The sequence below is a fragment of the Hydrocarboniclastica marina genome (genome assembly GCF_004851605.1).
Classification (GTDB): Bacteria; Pseudomonadota; Gammaproteobacteria; order Pseudomonadales; family Oleiphilaceae; genus Hydrocarboniclastica; species Hydrocarboniclastica marina.
On the sequence record NZ_CP031093.1, the window covers coordinates 913244 to 927296 of the forward strand.

Sequence of the window (14053 nt, forward strand, 5' to 3'; positions counted from 1 at the left end):
TTACACGCGCCACAGTTGTGTCTGTCTCAACTGTGGCGTGCACTTTAATTCGTCGGTTTGAGGCTGTCAAATAGTTTTTGCCCTGCAGAGAGTATTAGCCAGGCTTCCAGAATGTTCTGGCAATGACAGGCGGTACGCTGCTAGCCGGCATGATTGTTTCTGGTAGGGCAAGACGCGTTATACTGCCCCGATATTGTTCGTCCCGAAAGGGGGCGAGTCATTCCATGGATGAGCCCAACAAACAAGGCTTATTCAATTCAGGCTAAGTATTTATATGTTAAAGAAACTCTTCGGAAGCAGGAACAAACGGCAGAAAGACCCCAATGCCCGCCAGGAAGCACAGAAGTACGAAAACCCTATCTATAGTCGGGAATACATCCTGAAACATCTCGACGAGCGAGGGGCACCCGCGACTCATGAACAGCTTTGTGATGAGTTACGCCTGACGGGTGAAGAGGAAATAGAAGCGCTGCGCAGGCGCTTGATCGCGATGTGCCGTGACGGTCAGCTCATTTGTAACCGCCGCGGCGGTTATGTGCCGGTTGCCGAGGCTGATCTGGTCAAGGGTCGCGTGCAGGGCCATCGGGACGGTTTTGGCTTTGTCGTGCCTGACGAAGGGGGCGACGACTATTTTCTCAACGCCCGCCAGATGCGACAGGTATTCCACGGCGACAGGGTGCTGGTCCGTGAAGACTCGGTCGACTCGCGTGGCCGCCGTGAGGGTGTAATCGTTGAGGTTCTTGAACGTAATACCCCGCGTGTTGTAGGACGTCTGTTCCGAGAGGATGGTATTTCCTTTGTCACGCCGGAAAATACCCGCATAAACCAGGAAATACTGATTCCTGAGGAGCAGTGCGCCGGAGCCGTTCACGGCCAGTATGTCTCTGTAGAGATCGTTCGTCAGCCCTCCGTTCGCGCCAAGCCAACCGGGCGGGTTGTTGAAATACTCGGCGAGCACATGGCCCCGGGCATGGAGATCACGGTCGCTATCCGGGCAAATGATATTCCCGTGGCCTGGCCACCGGCGGTCACGGCCCAAGCCGCCGGAATCCCGCCGGAGGTGGACGAGGCCCACAAAAATGGCCGGGTGGATTTGCGCGGGTTACCGCTGGTCACTATTGACGGCGAAGACGCCCGGGATTTCGATGACGCGCTCTATTGCGAGCCTTTGCCTGGGGGTGGCTGGCGGCTGATCGTCTGTATCGCAGATGTTTCGCATTACGTGCGGCCCGGCACGCCCCTGGATGAGGAAGGTCGCAATCGCGGCAACTCGGTGTACTTTCCGGACTATGTGGTGCCGATGTTGCCCGAGAAGCTGTCTAACGGCTTGTGTTCGTTGAACCCGAATGTCGACCGGCTGGTCATGACCTGCGACATGACGGTCAGCAAGTCGGGCAAGATTACCGCCTACCGCTTCTATGAGGCAGTGATGCATTCCCACGCCCGGCTGACTTACAACAAGGTCAGCGCCATTCTGGAGGATCCCAATTCAGAGCAGGGGCGCGCGCTTGCTGAGCGTTACGCTGAAGTGCTGCCGGTTCTTTATCCGTTGTATGACCTCTTCAAGGTATTCCGAAAAGCACGTGAAGCCCGTGGTGCCCTGGACTTCGACAGTACAGAGACCCGCATCGTCTTTACGCCTGAGCGCAAAATAGAGGAGATCGTGCCTGTAGTGCGTAACGACGCACATAAGATCGTAGAAGAGTGCATGCTCGCGGCGAACGTGACCACTGCCCAGTTTCTGATCAAGCACAAGATTCCGACCCTGTTCCGGGTCCATAAAGGCCCGGGTGAAGAAAAGCTGGCGAATCTGCGGTTGTTCCTGAGCGAGTTGGGCCTGGATCTGCCGGGTGGGGGTGAGCCCAGTCCCAAGGATTTCCAGTCCTTGCTCAACCGCACCAGGAATCGTCCTGACTCCCATATGATCGAACAGGTCATGCTTCGCTCCCTGAGCCAGGCGGTGTACAGCCCGGAGAAGAAAGGTCACTTCGGCCTGGGTTATGAGCACTACGCGCATTTTACCTCCCCCATCAGGCGCTACCCGGACCTGCTCGTCCACAGGGGGATCAAATCTGTCATTCACGGCAAGCGGCCTGGAAAGACGGTCGTGGCAGCCCCGCAGCGCGACGATGGTCATGTAAATTATCCGTATACCGAAGAGCGCATGGCGGAGCTAGGCGATCACTTCTCGGTCACAGAGCGGCGTGCCGACGATGCTACGCGTGACGTTATCGCGTGGCTCAAGTGTGAATATCTGCGTCAGCATGTCGGTGATGAGTTTGATGGTGTGGTTGCATCGGTTACCGGATTCGGGCTGTTCGTTGAGTTGCAGGGCGTCTATACCGAGGGCCTCGTTCACATTTCGGCGCTTAACGATGATTTCTATCAGTTTGACAAAGCCAAGCATCGACTGATGGGTGAGCGCACCGGCGTTGCCTTCCACTTGGGCGACGAGATTCGTGTACGGGTGGCCAGGGTTGATCTGGAGGACCGCAAGATCGATCTGGAACTGGCGGGTGACGCACCCGTGAGCAAAAAGCGAAGCCGCAGCACAGGAGCAGCGGGCTCCAAAGGGCGTGCAGAAGGCCGGGGAAAGACCACAGCAAATCGCGCTGAAGGCAAGCGGCCGGCCAGCCGGAAAAAGCCCGGCGACGGCAAGGAATCGGCGGTCGGTAAAACAGAGCAGAAAGCAAAGGCCTCCAAGCCGCGCCCGCAGCGCAAGCCCCGTCGCAGCGGTAGTAAGAGTCAGCAGCCGTCAGGTGCAGGTTCAGAGTGACCGCTTGCAGAAGAAGGCTTCTTCACGCCTGGGTGGCTAGATGAAACCAATCGAAATATACGGCCTGCATTCGGTTAAGGCAGTGCTGGAACGGGAGCCCCAACGCGCCCTGCATATATGGACGCAGCAAGGTCGGGATGACGCTCGCATGAGCCAGATTCTGGAGTTGGCCGCACGATTTGGCGTACATGTAGATGCGGTGCCTAAAGCCAAACTCGACCAGCGCTCAGAGGGTCAGCACCAGGGCATCATTGCCCTTATCAAGCCTGCGCCCGAGTGGCAGGAGCAGGATTTACTCGACTGGGTCGCAAGTGGCAAGCGGATACCGTTCCTTCTTATTCTTGATGGCGTGACGGATCCTCACAACCTTGGCGCCTGTTTGCGCAGTGCCGACGCGGCAGGTGTTGATGCCATCGTCATGCCTCGCGATAAGTCTGCCGCGCTCACGCCTGCCGCCCGAAAGGTAGCGTCGGGGGCAGCAGAAACCGTGCCAGTGGTTCGGGTAACTAACCTTGCGCGTGCCATGAAAAGTCTGCGGGATATAGGCGTATGGATGGTCGGTACTGCCGGGGAGGCCTCCGGTACGCTTTACCAGTCGGACCTTCGGGGCCCGCTGGCGGTGGTTATGGGTGCCGAAGGTAAGGGTATGCGGCGGCTCACCAGGGAACACTGTGATGTGCTTGTCAATCTCCCGATGGCGGGTACAGTCGAGAGCCTCAACGTATCGGTAGCCTGTGGTGTTGTCCTGTTTGAAGCTTTACGGCAGCGTAGTCTCTAATTAGTATCTGCGGCCCCGGCTCATCCTCAGTCGGGTCGGCTTTTCTTGCAATAAACCCATCCTACGCATAGAATGCGGGTCCCCAAAATTGGGGTTCTTTGCCCGTGGGCGCCTTTGAGGCTGCCTACGATGCCGCAGGCTCAGCCAGGCTGAGATTGCATCACTCCTTGCTTTTGTCGGGGTTCCCGGTGAAGGCTATCTATCCGAAAGGAGAAATAATGCGTCACTACGAAATCGTATTTATGGTTCATCCGGACCAGAGTGAACAGGTTCCCGCGATGATCGAGCGGTACACCGGTATGGTTACCGCCGAAAACGGCGTGGTTCATCGCCTTGAGGACTGGGGACGCCGTCAGATGGCTTACCCGATCAACAAAATCCACAAGGCCCACTATGTACTGATGAACATCGAATGTTCGCAGAACGTGCTGGATGAGCTTGCTCACAATTTCCGTTTTAACGATGCCATCATCCGCGACTTGGTTATTCGTCGTGACGGTGCGGATACAGCCCCGTCTCCCATGAAAGCGTCGGAAGGTCGTGAAGAGCGCCGCGGACCTAGCGAAGATCGTCCCCGTCGCAGTGCTTCCAGCGACCGAGGCGACGTGGACAATGATCGCGACGACGAAGACGAAGACGACGACAGCGACGAAGAGTAATCACCAAGGTTGAGGAGTTAAGTTATGGCTCGTTTTTTCAGACGTCGTAAGTTCTGCCGCTTTACGGCTGAAGGCGTTAAAGAGATCGATTACAAGGATCTCGACACTTTAAAAGGCTATGTGACCGAGACCGGGAAAATTGTTCCCAGCCGCATCACCGGCACCAAGGCTCGTTACCAGCGCCAGCTTTCAACTGCCATCAAGCGTGCGCGTTTTCTGGCGTTGTTGCCGTACACTGACGGGCATGAAGGCTAGTAACTAGCAACAGCCGCGTCCAGCCGATGGCCCGGTGTCCGCCGGTCCATCTCCTGGTAGCGGCAATGGATTAGCAGGAACCTCCAAACGGGGCAGCATCATGAAAGCGCTTGCGCAGTTCGTTATGCGTGGCCCGGCCCAAGCGGTAGGGGTCGCCGCGTTGACTTCGGCACTCCCACTTCTGTTTTGGGTCAGCGCGGCCGTAGTTGCTCTGGTCGTTCTGCGCGTTGGCGTGTCCGGGGGGCTGAATGTTGCCCTCTGGGCGATTTTGCCAGCGCTGGGCTGGACTTTGGTCGGCCAGGACCCGACTGGGCTTAGCGTACTGCTCGGCGCCACAGCGATGGCAATGGTATTGCGCAGCACGGCCTCCTGGGAACGTACCTTGTGTGCCGGAGCCGGTGTCTCATTATTGCTGGGGCTGCTAGTCCCTTTGGTTCTGCCTGGGCTTTTCGACCAGTTGGTTCAGGTTGGGGCTGAAGTGTTGCAGCGTTTTGATCCCGAAACAGGGGATCTGCAGGGCGCCGAACTTGAAGCTGTTGCCCGCAATATCATGCTGGCAAGCCTGGCGGTATCGCAGTTTGCTATAGCCATTGCCAGTGTAATGCTGGGTCGGAGTTGGCAGGCAAAGCTCTATAACCCCGGCGGCTTTGGTAGGGAGTTCCAGGCTTTCCGGCTGAGCTGGCCGGTAGCGGCAGGGCTTGCCGTACTCATGGTGCTGCTGCCCATGCTCGGTTTCAGTAGCCTGCTGTCCGTGTCGATATTGGGAACGCCCCTGGTGCTGGGCGGAGTCGCGCTCGTACATGGTGTGGTGAACGCTCGCGGACTCAGCGGCGGGTGGCTGGTCGGATTTTATCTATTAATTCTGGTGCTTGGCCCGAGTTTGCTCTTGCTCTTGGTGCTTTTAGCGATTATTGACAGCTGGGTGGATATTCGAAGCAGGATTCGTCCTTCGAATCCGTAACCCGGCTCAGCGTATAACGAGGAAGGCGAGATGGAAGTTATTCTGCTCGAGAAAATTGTAAACCTGGGCAATCTGGGCGACAAAGTTAAGGTTAAATCAGGCTACGGCCGCAATTTCCTCTTGCCCCAGGGCAAGGCTGTACCAGCAACTGGTGCGAACGTTGAAGAGTTCGAGGCGCGTCGTGCCGAGCTCGAGAAAGCTGCCCAGGAAAAACTGGCCGCTGCCCAGAGCCGTGCTGATGCTCTTGAAGGCAAGAACTTCACTGTTTCCGCCAAAGCTGGGGACGAAGGCAAGCTCTTTGGCTCTATAGGCGCCAAGGATATTGCAGACCTGATCACCGCTGGCGGCATCGAGGTGGAAAAAAGCGAAGTCCGTCTGCCTGAAGGTCCGTTGCGCGCCACGGGTGAGTTCGAGATCGGTATCCAGGTGCACTCCGACCTGACCGCGACCGTCGTTGTTACCGTTGTCGCCGAGTAATACACTGTAGCCGAGTAACACGCTCAGCTACCTCGTCCCGGCTTTTGCGGGGCCGGGGCAGCTGAGCGGTCGTGCGCCGGAGTTCTCCCGGCCTGCAGCGCGTCCCTGCTGATGGCTCTTTCAGGTAGAAAGGCCTTAGGCTGACATCTGCTGCACGTTGAGATATTGACCTGCACAACAGTGCTGTCGGGTTACTTCTGACCAGCAATCTTTCTGAGCGGTATGCTTTGCCCCGTGGGCGAGGTTAGCGTGGAGGTCCCCCGGTATGGCGGCAATCACGGAGTACGACGGAGACGTCAGCCGCATCAAAGTTCCCCCCCATTCCCTTGAAGCAGAGCAGGCAGTCCTCGGTGGGCTGATGCTGGACAGCAGCAAGTGGGACCTGGTGGCCGAGTCATGCGCTGCCGCAGACTTCTATCGCCACGAGCACCGTTTGATTTTTACTGCAATAGAGCGCCTGGCGGGCGAGGGCGATACGCTCGATGTCGTGACCCTGGCCGAGTGGCTGGAGCGCTCGGGTGACCTTGAGGCGGCCGGCGGTCTTGGTTATCTGGGTGATCTGGTTGAACAGACGCCAGGCGCCTCTAATGTTAAAGCCTATGCCAGTATCGTTCGGGAGCGGGCCGTTGTTCGTCGCCTGATCGAGGTCTCTGGAGGTATTGCCGACTCCGCCTATAATCCCAAAGGGAGAACCAGCGCAGAGCTGTTGGATGAGGCCGAGCGCAACGTTTTTCAGATTGCAGAGAGCCATACCCGCGAGGGAAGCGGGCCTATCAGTATCAACCCCATACTGACCAAGACGATTGCCCGGATCGAAGAGCTGTTTGAAACCGAAGGGTCGCTCACAGGCCTGACTACCGGTTTTCGCGATCTTGATGAGATGACATCCGGCTTCCAGCCCTCCGATCTCATTATCGTCGCTGGCCGGCCTTCCATGGGTAAAACCGCGTTCTCGATGAATCTGGTCGAGAACGCGCTATTGCACACGGGCAAACCGGTGCTGGTATTCAGTATGGAAATGCCAGCGGATGCGCTGATCATGCGGATGCTGTCTTCCGTCGGTCGCATCGACCAGACCCGGATTCGTCGTGGGAACCTGCAGGAAGACGATTGGCCGAGGCTCACTTCAGCTGTAAGTCTGCTCAAGGATAAGCCGCTCTACATTGATGACACCGCCGCCTTGTCCCCTACGGATCTGCGATCGAGAGCTCGCCGGGTCGCCCGGGAGTGCGGCGGTCAGTTAGGCATGGTCATGGTGGATTATCTGCAGCTGATGCGTGTGCCTGGCAGCACCGAAGGCCGGACGGCAGAAATTTCCGAGATCTCGCGTTCGCTTAAAGGACTTGCAAAAGAACTGGACTGTCCCGTAGTAGCACTTTCCCAGCTCAACCGCAGCCTTGAACAGCGCCCGAACAAAAGACCCGTTAACTCGGATCTCCGGGAGTCGGGCGCAATCGAGCAGGACGCCGACGTCATCATGTTCATCTACAGGGATGAGGTTTACAACGAGGATACGCCGGACAAAGGCATCGCCGAGATCATCATCGGGAAACAGAGGAATGGGCCTATTGGTTCTATCCGTCTTGCGTTCCTTGGCAACCTGACCAAGTTTGAAGACCTGGCACACGGCGACTATGGCGGCGAATTTTAGTGACAGGACACTCAGGACAGAACTGATGCCCAGGCCAACCCGCGCAATTGTTGATCTCGACAAGCTGCACCGCAACTACAGACGAGCCGCCGCCCTGGCCGATCCGGGCAAGGCGATCGCGGTGGTCAAGGCCAACGGTTATGGTCATGGCATCGAAGCGGTTGCGACCAGTCTTGCGTCTGTTGCGCCCAGATTTGCCGTTGCGATTCTTGAAGAAGCACTGGCTCTGCGAGCCGTAGTCCCCCGCACACCTGTTCTGGTCATGCAGGGCGTATACGAACCTGACGAATGGCTCGCTTGTAGCCAGAAGAACTTCATTCCGGCAGTACACAGTCCCGAGCAGCTGGACAGTTTGAGGGCAGCCCGTCTCCAGGGGCCTGTCACCGTCTGGATCAAGGTCAACACCGGCATGAACCGGCTGGGTTTCCCCAGCGGCGATGTTCCTCGCGTGTTGTCCGCGCTCGAAGCAATTCCCGGGGTCGCAGTCGAGGCGCTGATGACTCATTTTGCTCAAGCGGATGAGCCGGACCACCCCCGGACCGGCGATCAGCTCAAAGTTATGGCAGATCTTCGCTCGGCTTTTCCGGAGAAGTCGCAAAGCGTGGCGAACTCGGCGGCCCACTACACCACCCGCGCCGGCGAAAATGAATGGACTCGGCCTGGCATTATGCTTTACGGAAGCGGGCCGCTGGTCCGAAGCACGGGGGCGACGTTGGGGCTCGAGGCCGTGATGACGCTGGAGTCAGCATTGATTGCGGTGCGGGATCTCCAGCCGGGGGATGCCGTCGGTTACGGTGCGGACTGGTGCGCAGACCGTCCGACCCGTATGGGCATCGTCGCTATCGGATACGGTGATGGCTATCCGCGAGCAGCGCCGTCCGGTACACCCGTGGCTGTCGGAGGGCGTCGAACCCGACTGATCGGACGCGTTTCCATGGATATGCTTGCGGTCGATCTTGGCGAGCTACCGGATGCAAAGCCGGGGGACCGGGTAGAGCTTTGGGGCTCAACCGTCAGCGTCGACGAAGTGGCCCAGGCATCAGGCACCATCGGCTACGAATTGCTCACGAGGGTCACATCACGTGTGCCGCGTGTTCTTCTGTCGGCTTCAGCCTGAGGCGGTTGGCACTTTCACCTGCTTGCCAGCCTCTTTTAGCCTATGCAATTGATATGTGTTTCCGGCCTGGCCTATTCTTGTAGCTAGCCGGTTGGCTGCTGTGGATAACCACGAACACACTTGAGACCGCTTCGGGCGCAACTCAGTAAAACCGCGGGAAAAATGTGAAAATTCTGGTACTTCAGGAATACGGGCAGGCCGGACAGCTTTTGCTGGAAAGGCTGGAGCAGACCTCCCTGCAGATAACGCCTGTAATGGTCAGCAAGATTGACGATCTATCGCTCGATAAGGTCGAGTCCTGGCTACCTGAGGGCATGGACCTGCTGGTGAATACCGTCGCCCTGGACGACCCACAATGGGCTGAGGCTCACCCTGAGAGTTGCCGCCACCGGCTGGTGGAGTTACCCAGGGTACTGGCAGACTTCTGCAAAAAGCACGGTATGGCAATGCTGCAACTCTCGAGCTGCTATATTTTCGATGGACGCAAGCACCAACCTTACATCACCAGCAACCCGGGCCATCCGCTCAGCATGCTTGGGCAATGTCAGTGGGAGACTGAGCAATACCTGCGCGCGAATCTCAGCAAACACCTGATCTTGCGAACAGGCTGGTCACTGCGCCGGTTCGTCCGGTTGATGACCCGCGCTGAAGAGCGGCTTCTTCTATCAAGTCGCTATCAAGGGCAGGCCGTAGCGACCATGGATCAGGCCCGCGTACTCACCGCTATCCTTCAGCAACTGGATTGTGATTCGGAGAGCTGGGGCACTTTCCAGTACGCCGGCAGTGAAGAAGTGACCATGTACGAGCTGGGGCAGGCGATACTGGACATCCTGAAACTGGATGCCCCACCCATGCTCGTAGATGATGCTGAACCCTGGAGTCGACTGGAGCCTGAGAATGCGGTTATGGGCTGCCTGAAGATCCGTAACACCTTCGGTATCAAACAGCTTTCCTGGCGCCACGCCGTAGAGCAGGAATATGACCTTCTGCGACGCGAGCAGGCCGAACGCCAAAGGGAGCGTACAGCCCTCAACTAGATGCCGACAGTAGCGGGCATCAGTGCGGTTTTTGAAGAACCAAAGTCGCGTTGGTGCCGCCGAACCCGAAGCTGTTTGACATGACCACATCCAGACTGGCGTCCTGGGCAGTTCGTGGCAGGTTGAGGTCCGCCACCTCGTCCGCTGTTTCATTGAGGTTGAGTGTGCCGGCTATAAACTGTTCCTGTAGCATAAGCAGGCAGTAGATGGCTTCGTGTACGCCGGCAGCACCCAGAGAGTGGCCAGACAGCGATTTTGTTGAAGAGACAGGCGGTACCTTGTCGCCGAACAGTCGCCGCAGAGTACGTAGCTCCGTGATGTCTCCAATGGGCGTGCTGGTGCCATGGGCATTTACGTAGTCCACTGGCCGGCTCAGATTGGCCATGGCGATGCGCATACAGCGCTCGGCGCCCTCGCCCGACGGTGCAACCATATCCGCGCCATCCGAAGTTGCGCCGTACCCTACCACTTCCGCGAGTATCGTTGCTCCACGGCGACGCGCGTGTTCCAGTTCTTCCACCACAAGCATGCCGCCACCCCCCGCAATGACGAAGCCGTCCCGGTCTTTGTCGAATGGCCGTGATGCAGTTTCGGGCGCATCGTTGTATCGAGTGGACAGCGCACCCATGGCATCGAACAGCATGGTCAGGCCCCAATGCTCTTCCTCGCCGCCGCCGGCAAAGATGATATCCTGCTTGCCGTTCTGTATCTGTTCGACCGCATGGCCTATGCAGTGAGCACTGGTCGCGCATGCGGACGACAGGGAATAGTTCACTCCCCGGATTCCCACGGCTGTTGCCAGACAAGCCGACACCGTGCTGGTCATAATGCGCGGCACCATGTAGGGCCCGATCTTGCGCACGCCTTTCTCGCGCAGAATGTCGGCCGCCTCGATTTGATACTGGGACGAGGCGCCCCCTGATCCGGCGATAATTCCCGTGCGGTCACTCTTGATCTGGTTCTCGGTCAGACCCGCCTGGGCTATTGCCTGCTGTAGCGAAAGGTAGGCGAACGCCGCGGAATCACCCATAAAGCGGCGCTGCTTACGATCGATGACACTGAGGTCCACCGAAACAGAACCGGACACCTGGCTGCGAAAACCCTTTTCGCGATAGCTTTCGTTGTAGCGAATACCAGAACGGCCCTGACGCAGGCTGTCCAGTACTTCCGAAGTGTTGTTGCCAAGGCATGAGACGATTCCCATACCGGTGATGACGGCTCGACGCATGGTTCCATATCCTGTAGTAAAGGCGTTTCAGCGACCGCGGCGGCTGACCTTCTATGGCCCCCGAGGGATACTGCTACCAGTCTATTGTAGGGGCGGACACACCTGCAGGGAAACGTGACCAAAGTCTGTGAGGCACTACCGCTGCCGCGAGCCTGCCTTGTTGAGATCCGGGCCGCTTTCGCGCGCCTTGGGCGCAGGGCGAGCGGCCCGTGTCAGGGCCTGGAACAGGCTGAACTGTCCTTCGCTCTGGGGCATGAATTCCGGGTGCCACTGAACGCCTATCAGAAACTGTTTTTGGCTGTTCTCAACTGCCTGGATTACACCGTTCGCCTCGCGCGCAACAACCTGAAGACCAAGCCCAGGCTCTTTTATCGCCTGACGATGCAACGCATTCACATGGCAGCAACTGCACTGGAGGATCTGTTCAAGGCGGCTCCCCTGGAGCAGTTCCACCTGTTTGCGCGGCAGCACCGACCGGATCTGCGGCGACTCGGTGTAAAAGTCGAGTATTTGCTGGTGAAGCGAACCGCCCAGAATTACGTTGATCAACTGGGCGCCACGGCATATGCCCAGCACCGGCAGGTCACGGGCGATCGCCTCGCGGATAAGCCTGCTTTCCAGTTCGTCCCGGGCGTGGTCTTCGGTTTTTGAGGTGTGGCCGCTCAGGGCAATACGGAACAGGAAAATTAGCGGAAAAACGACAAGCGTGAGCAATTTTTTACGGAGAGAACTTGCCTGACGGGCTTGCTCAAGGACATGCTCAATCTGTTTCTCGCCGTAAAGGTGCGGCGACACATCAGCGCCTCCACCGATAATTAGGCCGTCGAGGCCGTCAATGTCGCGGGGCTGGCCTGGTCGGATCCAGCAAGCGCGTGCGCCTGCACGGCTCAAGGCCCAGCGCGTCGCCCACCACGCGGCACGGCCGCCTTTGTCGGGCCCGGTCACGCCAATTAGAGGTTTGTCTGGCAAAGGTCGTCTGCTCCCTGTCATGTCGTGGTGTCCGCCGCTGCGTGCTACACCACTTCCAGCAGGCCGAACGGGTAGGGACTCAGCTTAGCCTATCATCGTACGAACCATTTAAAACGCAAAAGCCGGGACTACGTGCCCCGGCTCCTGCAAGACTGGCGCTGACACCCTGGGTATCAGGCTATCTCAGCCAATGTCTTCTGAATCCAGGCGCGATGCCGGCGCTCGTCCGCCAGCCCGCGCTCCAGCGCCTGGTGCACTTCGGGCGGCATGTCCTCCGCTGTTTCGGCTTCGTACATCGAATTGGTCTGGTCCTCGTTGAGCTTCATTGCCTCAAGGATCGCACCATCGCCTACCAGTCCGCCCATGACGACCTGGCCCTTGGTGAGCACTTTTTTCATGTCGCTGCTGGAGGCCGGCTCGGATCCCTGGGCCTGAACCAGTTCGCCCAGTTTTTCGACGTGGGCCAGATGGTCATCCCGGAACTCGCGAAGCTTTGTTTCAAAATCGGGATTTTCAAGCCGCTCAATGGCAGCGTCATAGGCGGCGATAGCATCGTAGTCGAGCTGGATAAGATTGTTGAGGTGTTTCGCAACGTTCTTCGTATCAGCCATGATAGTTTTCCTCCTTTCGCAGAGTTGCTTCTGCTTACAGATCCATTTTCAAGCGCGGGCACGATGATCCTGCGCCCGCGTACCGCAGCAGACTATACGCTGCGGTTGGGGGTACCGGCTGTACTAGCACTGCTGGTACCCGCTTTGCCGGCCGGGCTCGCCTGGCTACCGCCCTTCGAGCCCGAAGCCTCGCGGTTCTTTGCTTCCTCCTGAACGCGCTCGTTAACCGCTTCCGCAGTCTTCTCGACCTGACTGCGAGCCTGCTCGAACTGTTGCTCGCCTTCTTCCATTGCGCGATGTTTCAAGTGATCTCGAGTGCTGCCCATGAGGCGGTCTTCGCGCTCAGTAGACGGCATAAGCAGGCCAATAGCTGCACCTATACCAAAGCCTATCGCAGCTACCGCCAGTGGGCGTTCCTCAATCAGAGAATTGGCCCGATGACGAATCTCATGGGTTCTCTGGTGGTAGCCTTCCTGCATGTTTCTAGCTACTTCTGACCCTTTGTTCCGCATGTTTTGATAACGTTCGTTCATGTCTTTCCCCTTATGCTGAGATCCATTGCCCGAATGCGATATTGAATTCGTCGCCGACTCGGCTTTCTGCCCCAGCTGTGATTTTGCATCCTGCATTTTATCTTTGACTGAACTGGCCTTTTCACTGGCCTGGGCTTTCGCATCGGAGAGCTTCTGCTTTGCGCCACCGACGCGGCTACTCCCGTCCCCAGCAGGGTAGGGCTGCGGAGTAGGTCCTTCTGGATGATCGCTGAACCGCGGGTCACCCGCTAGCGGTGCTGAATCGAAGGAATCACTACCGCTGTGGCCCAGCCTGTGCCGAGGTCCAGACGCGCCACTGGTTATAAGCCATGTGAGGCCTATTCCCATCAGACAGATGGGAATCGGATTTTCCCGCACCGTCGTCGCGATACTCTGGCCGAACTCCCGGTGTGACTTTGCATACGTCAGCGCCTCTTCGAACAGATCACTCGGCGAGAGCCGGCTCTGGAGTTCGTTCAGGGTGTCGCTTAACTGGCTCCGGGTTTGTTCTATCTGCTGTTCCAGATACTCGGGAGAATTCTCGTCCTGATGGCTCATTGGGAATGTCCTTTAACCAACTGGGTATCCAATTTTACCGATCGAACCGTCCGGCGAGGCTGCAGGTTGGTGCCCTGCACGTTTTTTTCGCCCTTTTTAAGTAAAACCAGTCCGATCACCCCTACGACGACGCCGACAATCAGCGCAGCCAGCCAGAGCTGGTATTGCTCGGGCATGAGCCGGGCGATGCCGTAAACAACCGCGTCAAGGATATAGAAAAGCCCCGCTATCAGAATGGCACCGCCGATCACCAGGTATTTGATCCCGTTGGTCAGCTGGGTGACTTTCTCCTGCGCCTCAGCCTTCGCAAGTGCTACCTCCTGGCGAACCAGAGCGCTGCTCTCGTCAGCCAGTTCACTTATCAAACTGGTCAGTGAACGATTCGGGTCCCTTTGCTCGTCCATGTCAGCCTCCTACTGGATCTGTCGAAGAATTACCGTAGA

The 14053-nt window shown here is 57.8% G+C and carries 14 protein-coding genes; 9 read left to right on the forward strand and 5 right to left on the reverse strand.

Going from position 1 to position 14053, the window contains the following annotated elements:
- Positions 1–274 precede the first annotated feature (274 nt).
- From rnr to soil367_RS04200, 9 genes are all read left to right on the forward strand, one after another.
- Complete coding sequence (rnr, locus tag soil367_RS04160; protein WP_136547185.1) at positions 275–2776, forward strand: ribonuclease R; 2502 nt, start codon at positions 275–277, stop codon at positions 2774–2776.
- Between the two features lie 40 nt (positions 2777–2816).
- On the forward strand, positions 2817–3554 hold the full coding sequence (gene rlmB / locus soil367_RS04165; RefSeq protein ID WP_136547188.1) for a 23S rRNA (guanosine(2251)-2'-O)-methyltransferase RlmB: 738 nt from the start codon (positions 2817–2819) through the stop codon (positions 3552–3554).
- Between the two features lie 218 nt (positions 3555–3772).
- A complete protein-coding gene (gene rpsF / locus soil367_RS04170; RefSeq protein WP_136547190.1) occupies positions 3773–4213 on the forward strand; it encodes a 30S ribosomal protein S6 in 441 nt (146 codons plus the stop codon).
- Between the two features lie 24 nt (positions 4214–4237).
- Positions 4238–4468, forward strand: a complete 231-nt coding sequence (gene rpsR, locus soil367_RS04175; protein WP_136547192.1) for a 30S ribosomal protein S18 — start codon at positions 4238–4240, stop codon at positions 4466–4468.
- 100 nt (positions 4469–4568) lie between these two features.
- Positions 4569–5429, forward strand: a complete 861-nt coding sequence (locus soil367_RS04180) for a hypothetical protein (protein ID WP_136547194.1) — start codon at positions 4569–4571, stop codon at positions 5427–5429.
- A 30-nt stretch (positions 5430–5459) separates the two neighbouring features.
- Positions 5460–5906, forward strand: coding sequence for a 50S ribosomal protein L9 (rplI, locus tag soil367_RS04185; RefSeq protein ID WP_136547196.1), 447 nt, complete (start codon positions 5460–5462; stop codon positions 5904–5906).
- A gap of 265 nt (positions 5907–6171) precedes the next feature.
- Positions 6172–7557 carry a replicative DNA helicase gene (dnaB, locus tag soil367_RS04190; protein WP_136547198.1) on the forward strand — a complete coding sequence of 462 codons (1386 nt, stop codon included), beginning with the start codon at positions 6172–6174 and terminating at the stop codon, positions 7555–7557.
- A 25-nt stretch (positions 7558–7582) separates the two neighbouring features.
- Positions 7583–8674, forward strand: a complete 1092-nt coding sequence (gene alr, locus soil367_RS04195; RefSeq protein WP_136547201.1) for an alanine racemase — start codon at positions 7583–7585, stop codon at positions 8672–8674.
- Positions 8675–8838: 164 nt separating this feature from the next.
- On the forward strand, positions 8839–9711 hold the full coding sequence (locus tag soil367_RS04200) for an SDR family oxidoreductase (RefSeq protein WP_136547203.1): 873 nt from the start codon (positions 8839–8841) through the stop codon (positions 9709–9711).
- Between the two features lie 19 nt (positions 9712–9730).
- Here the strand turns inward: soil367_RS04200 and fabB are convergent, their stop codons facing one another.
- From fabB to soil367_RS04225, 5 genes are all read right to left on the reverse strand, one after another.
- The gene (fabB, locus tag soil367_RS04205) at positions 9731–10939 is read right to left on the reverse strand and encodes a beta-ketoacyl-ACP synthase I (RefSeq protein ID WP_136547205.1); all 1209 of its coding nucleotides are present in this window, start codon (positions 10937–10939) and stop codon (positions 9731–9733) included.
- A gap of 135 nt (positions 10940–11074) precedes the next feature.
- On the reverse strand, positions 11075–11908 hold the full coding sequence (locus soil367_RS04210) for a gamma-glutamyl-gamma-aminobutyrate hydrolase family protein (protein ID WP_172962259.1): 834 nt from the start codon (positions 11906–11908) through the stop codon (positions 11075–11077).
- Positions 11909–12081: 173 nt separating this feature from the next.
- Positions 12082–12519: a ferritin-like domain-containing protein gene (locus tag soil367_RS04215; RefSeq protein WP_136547209.1), complete on the reverse strand. Its 438-nt coding sequence runs from the start codon at positions 12517–12519 to the stop codon at positions 12082–12084.
- A gap of 92 nt (positions 12520–12611) precedes the next feature.
- The gene (locus tag soil367_RS04220) at positions 12612–13610 is read right to left on the reverse strand and encodes a DUF3618 domain-containing protein (protein WP_136547212.1); all 999 of its coding nucleotides are present in this window, start codon (positions 13608–13610) and stop codon (positions 12612–12614) included.
- Positions 13607–14014, reverse strand: a complete 408-nt coding sequence (locus soil367_RS04225) for a phage holin family protein (protein ID WP_136547214.1) — start codon at positions 14012–14014, stop codon at positions 13607–13609. Before soil367_RS04225 ends, soil367_RS04220 begins: the two co-directional genes overlap by 4 nt.
- Positions 14015–14053 lie beyond the last annotated feature (39 nt).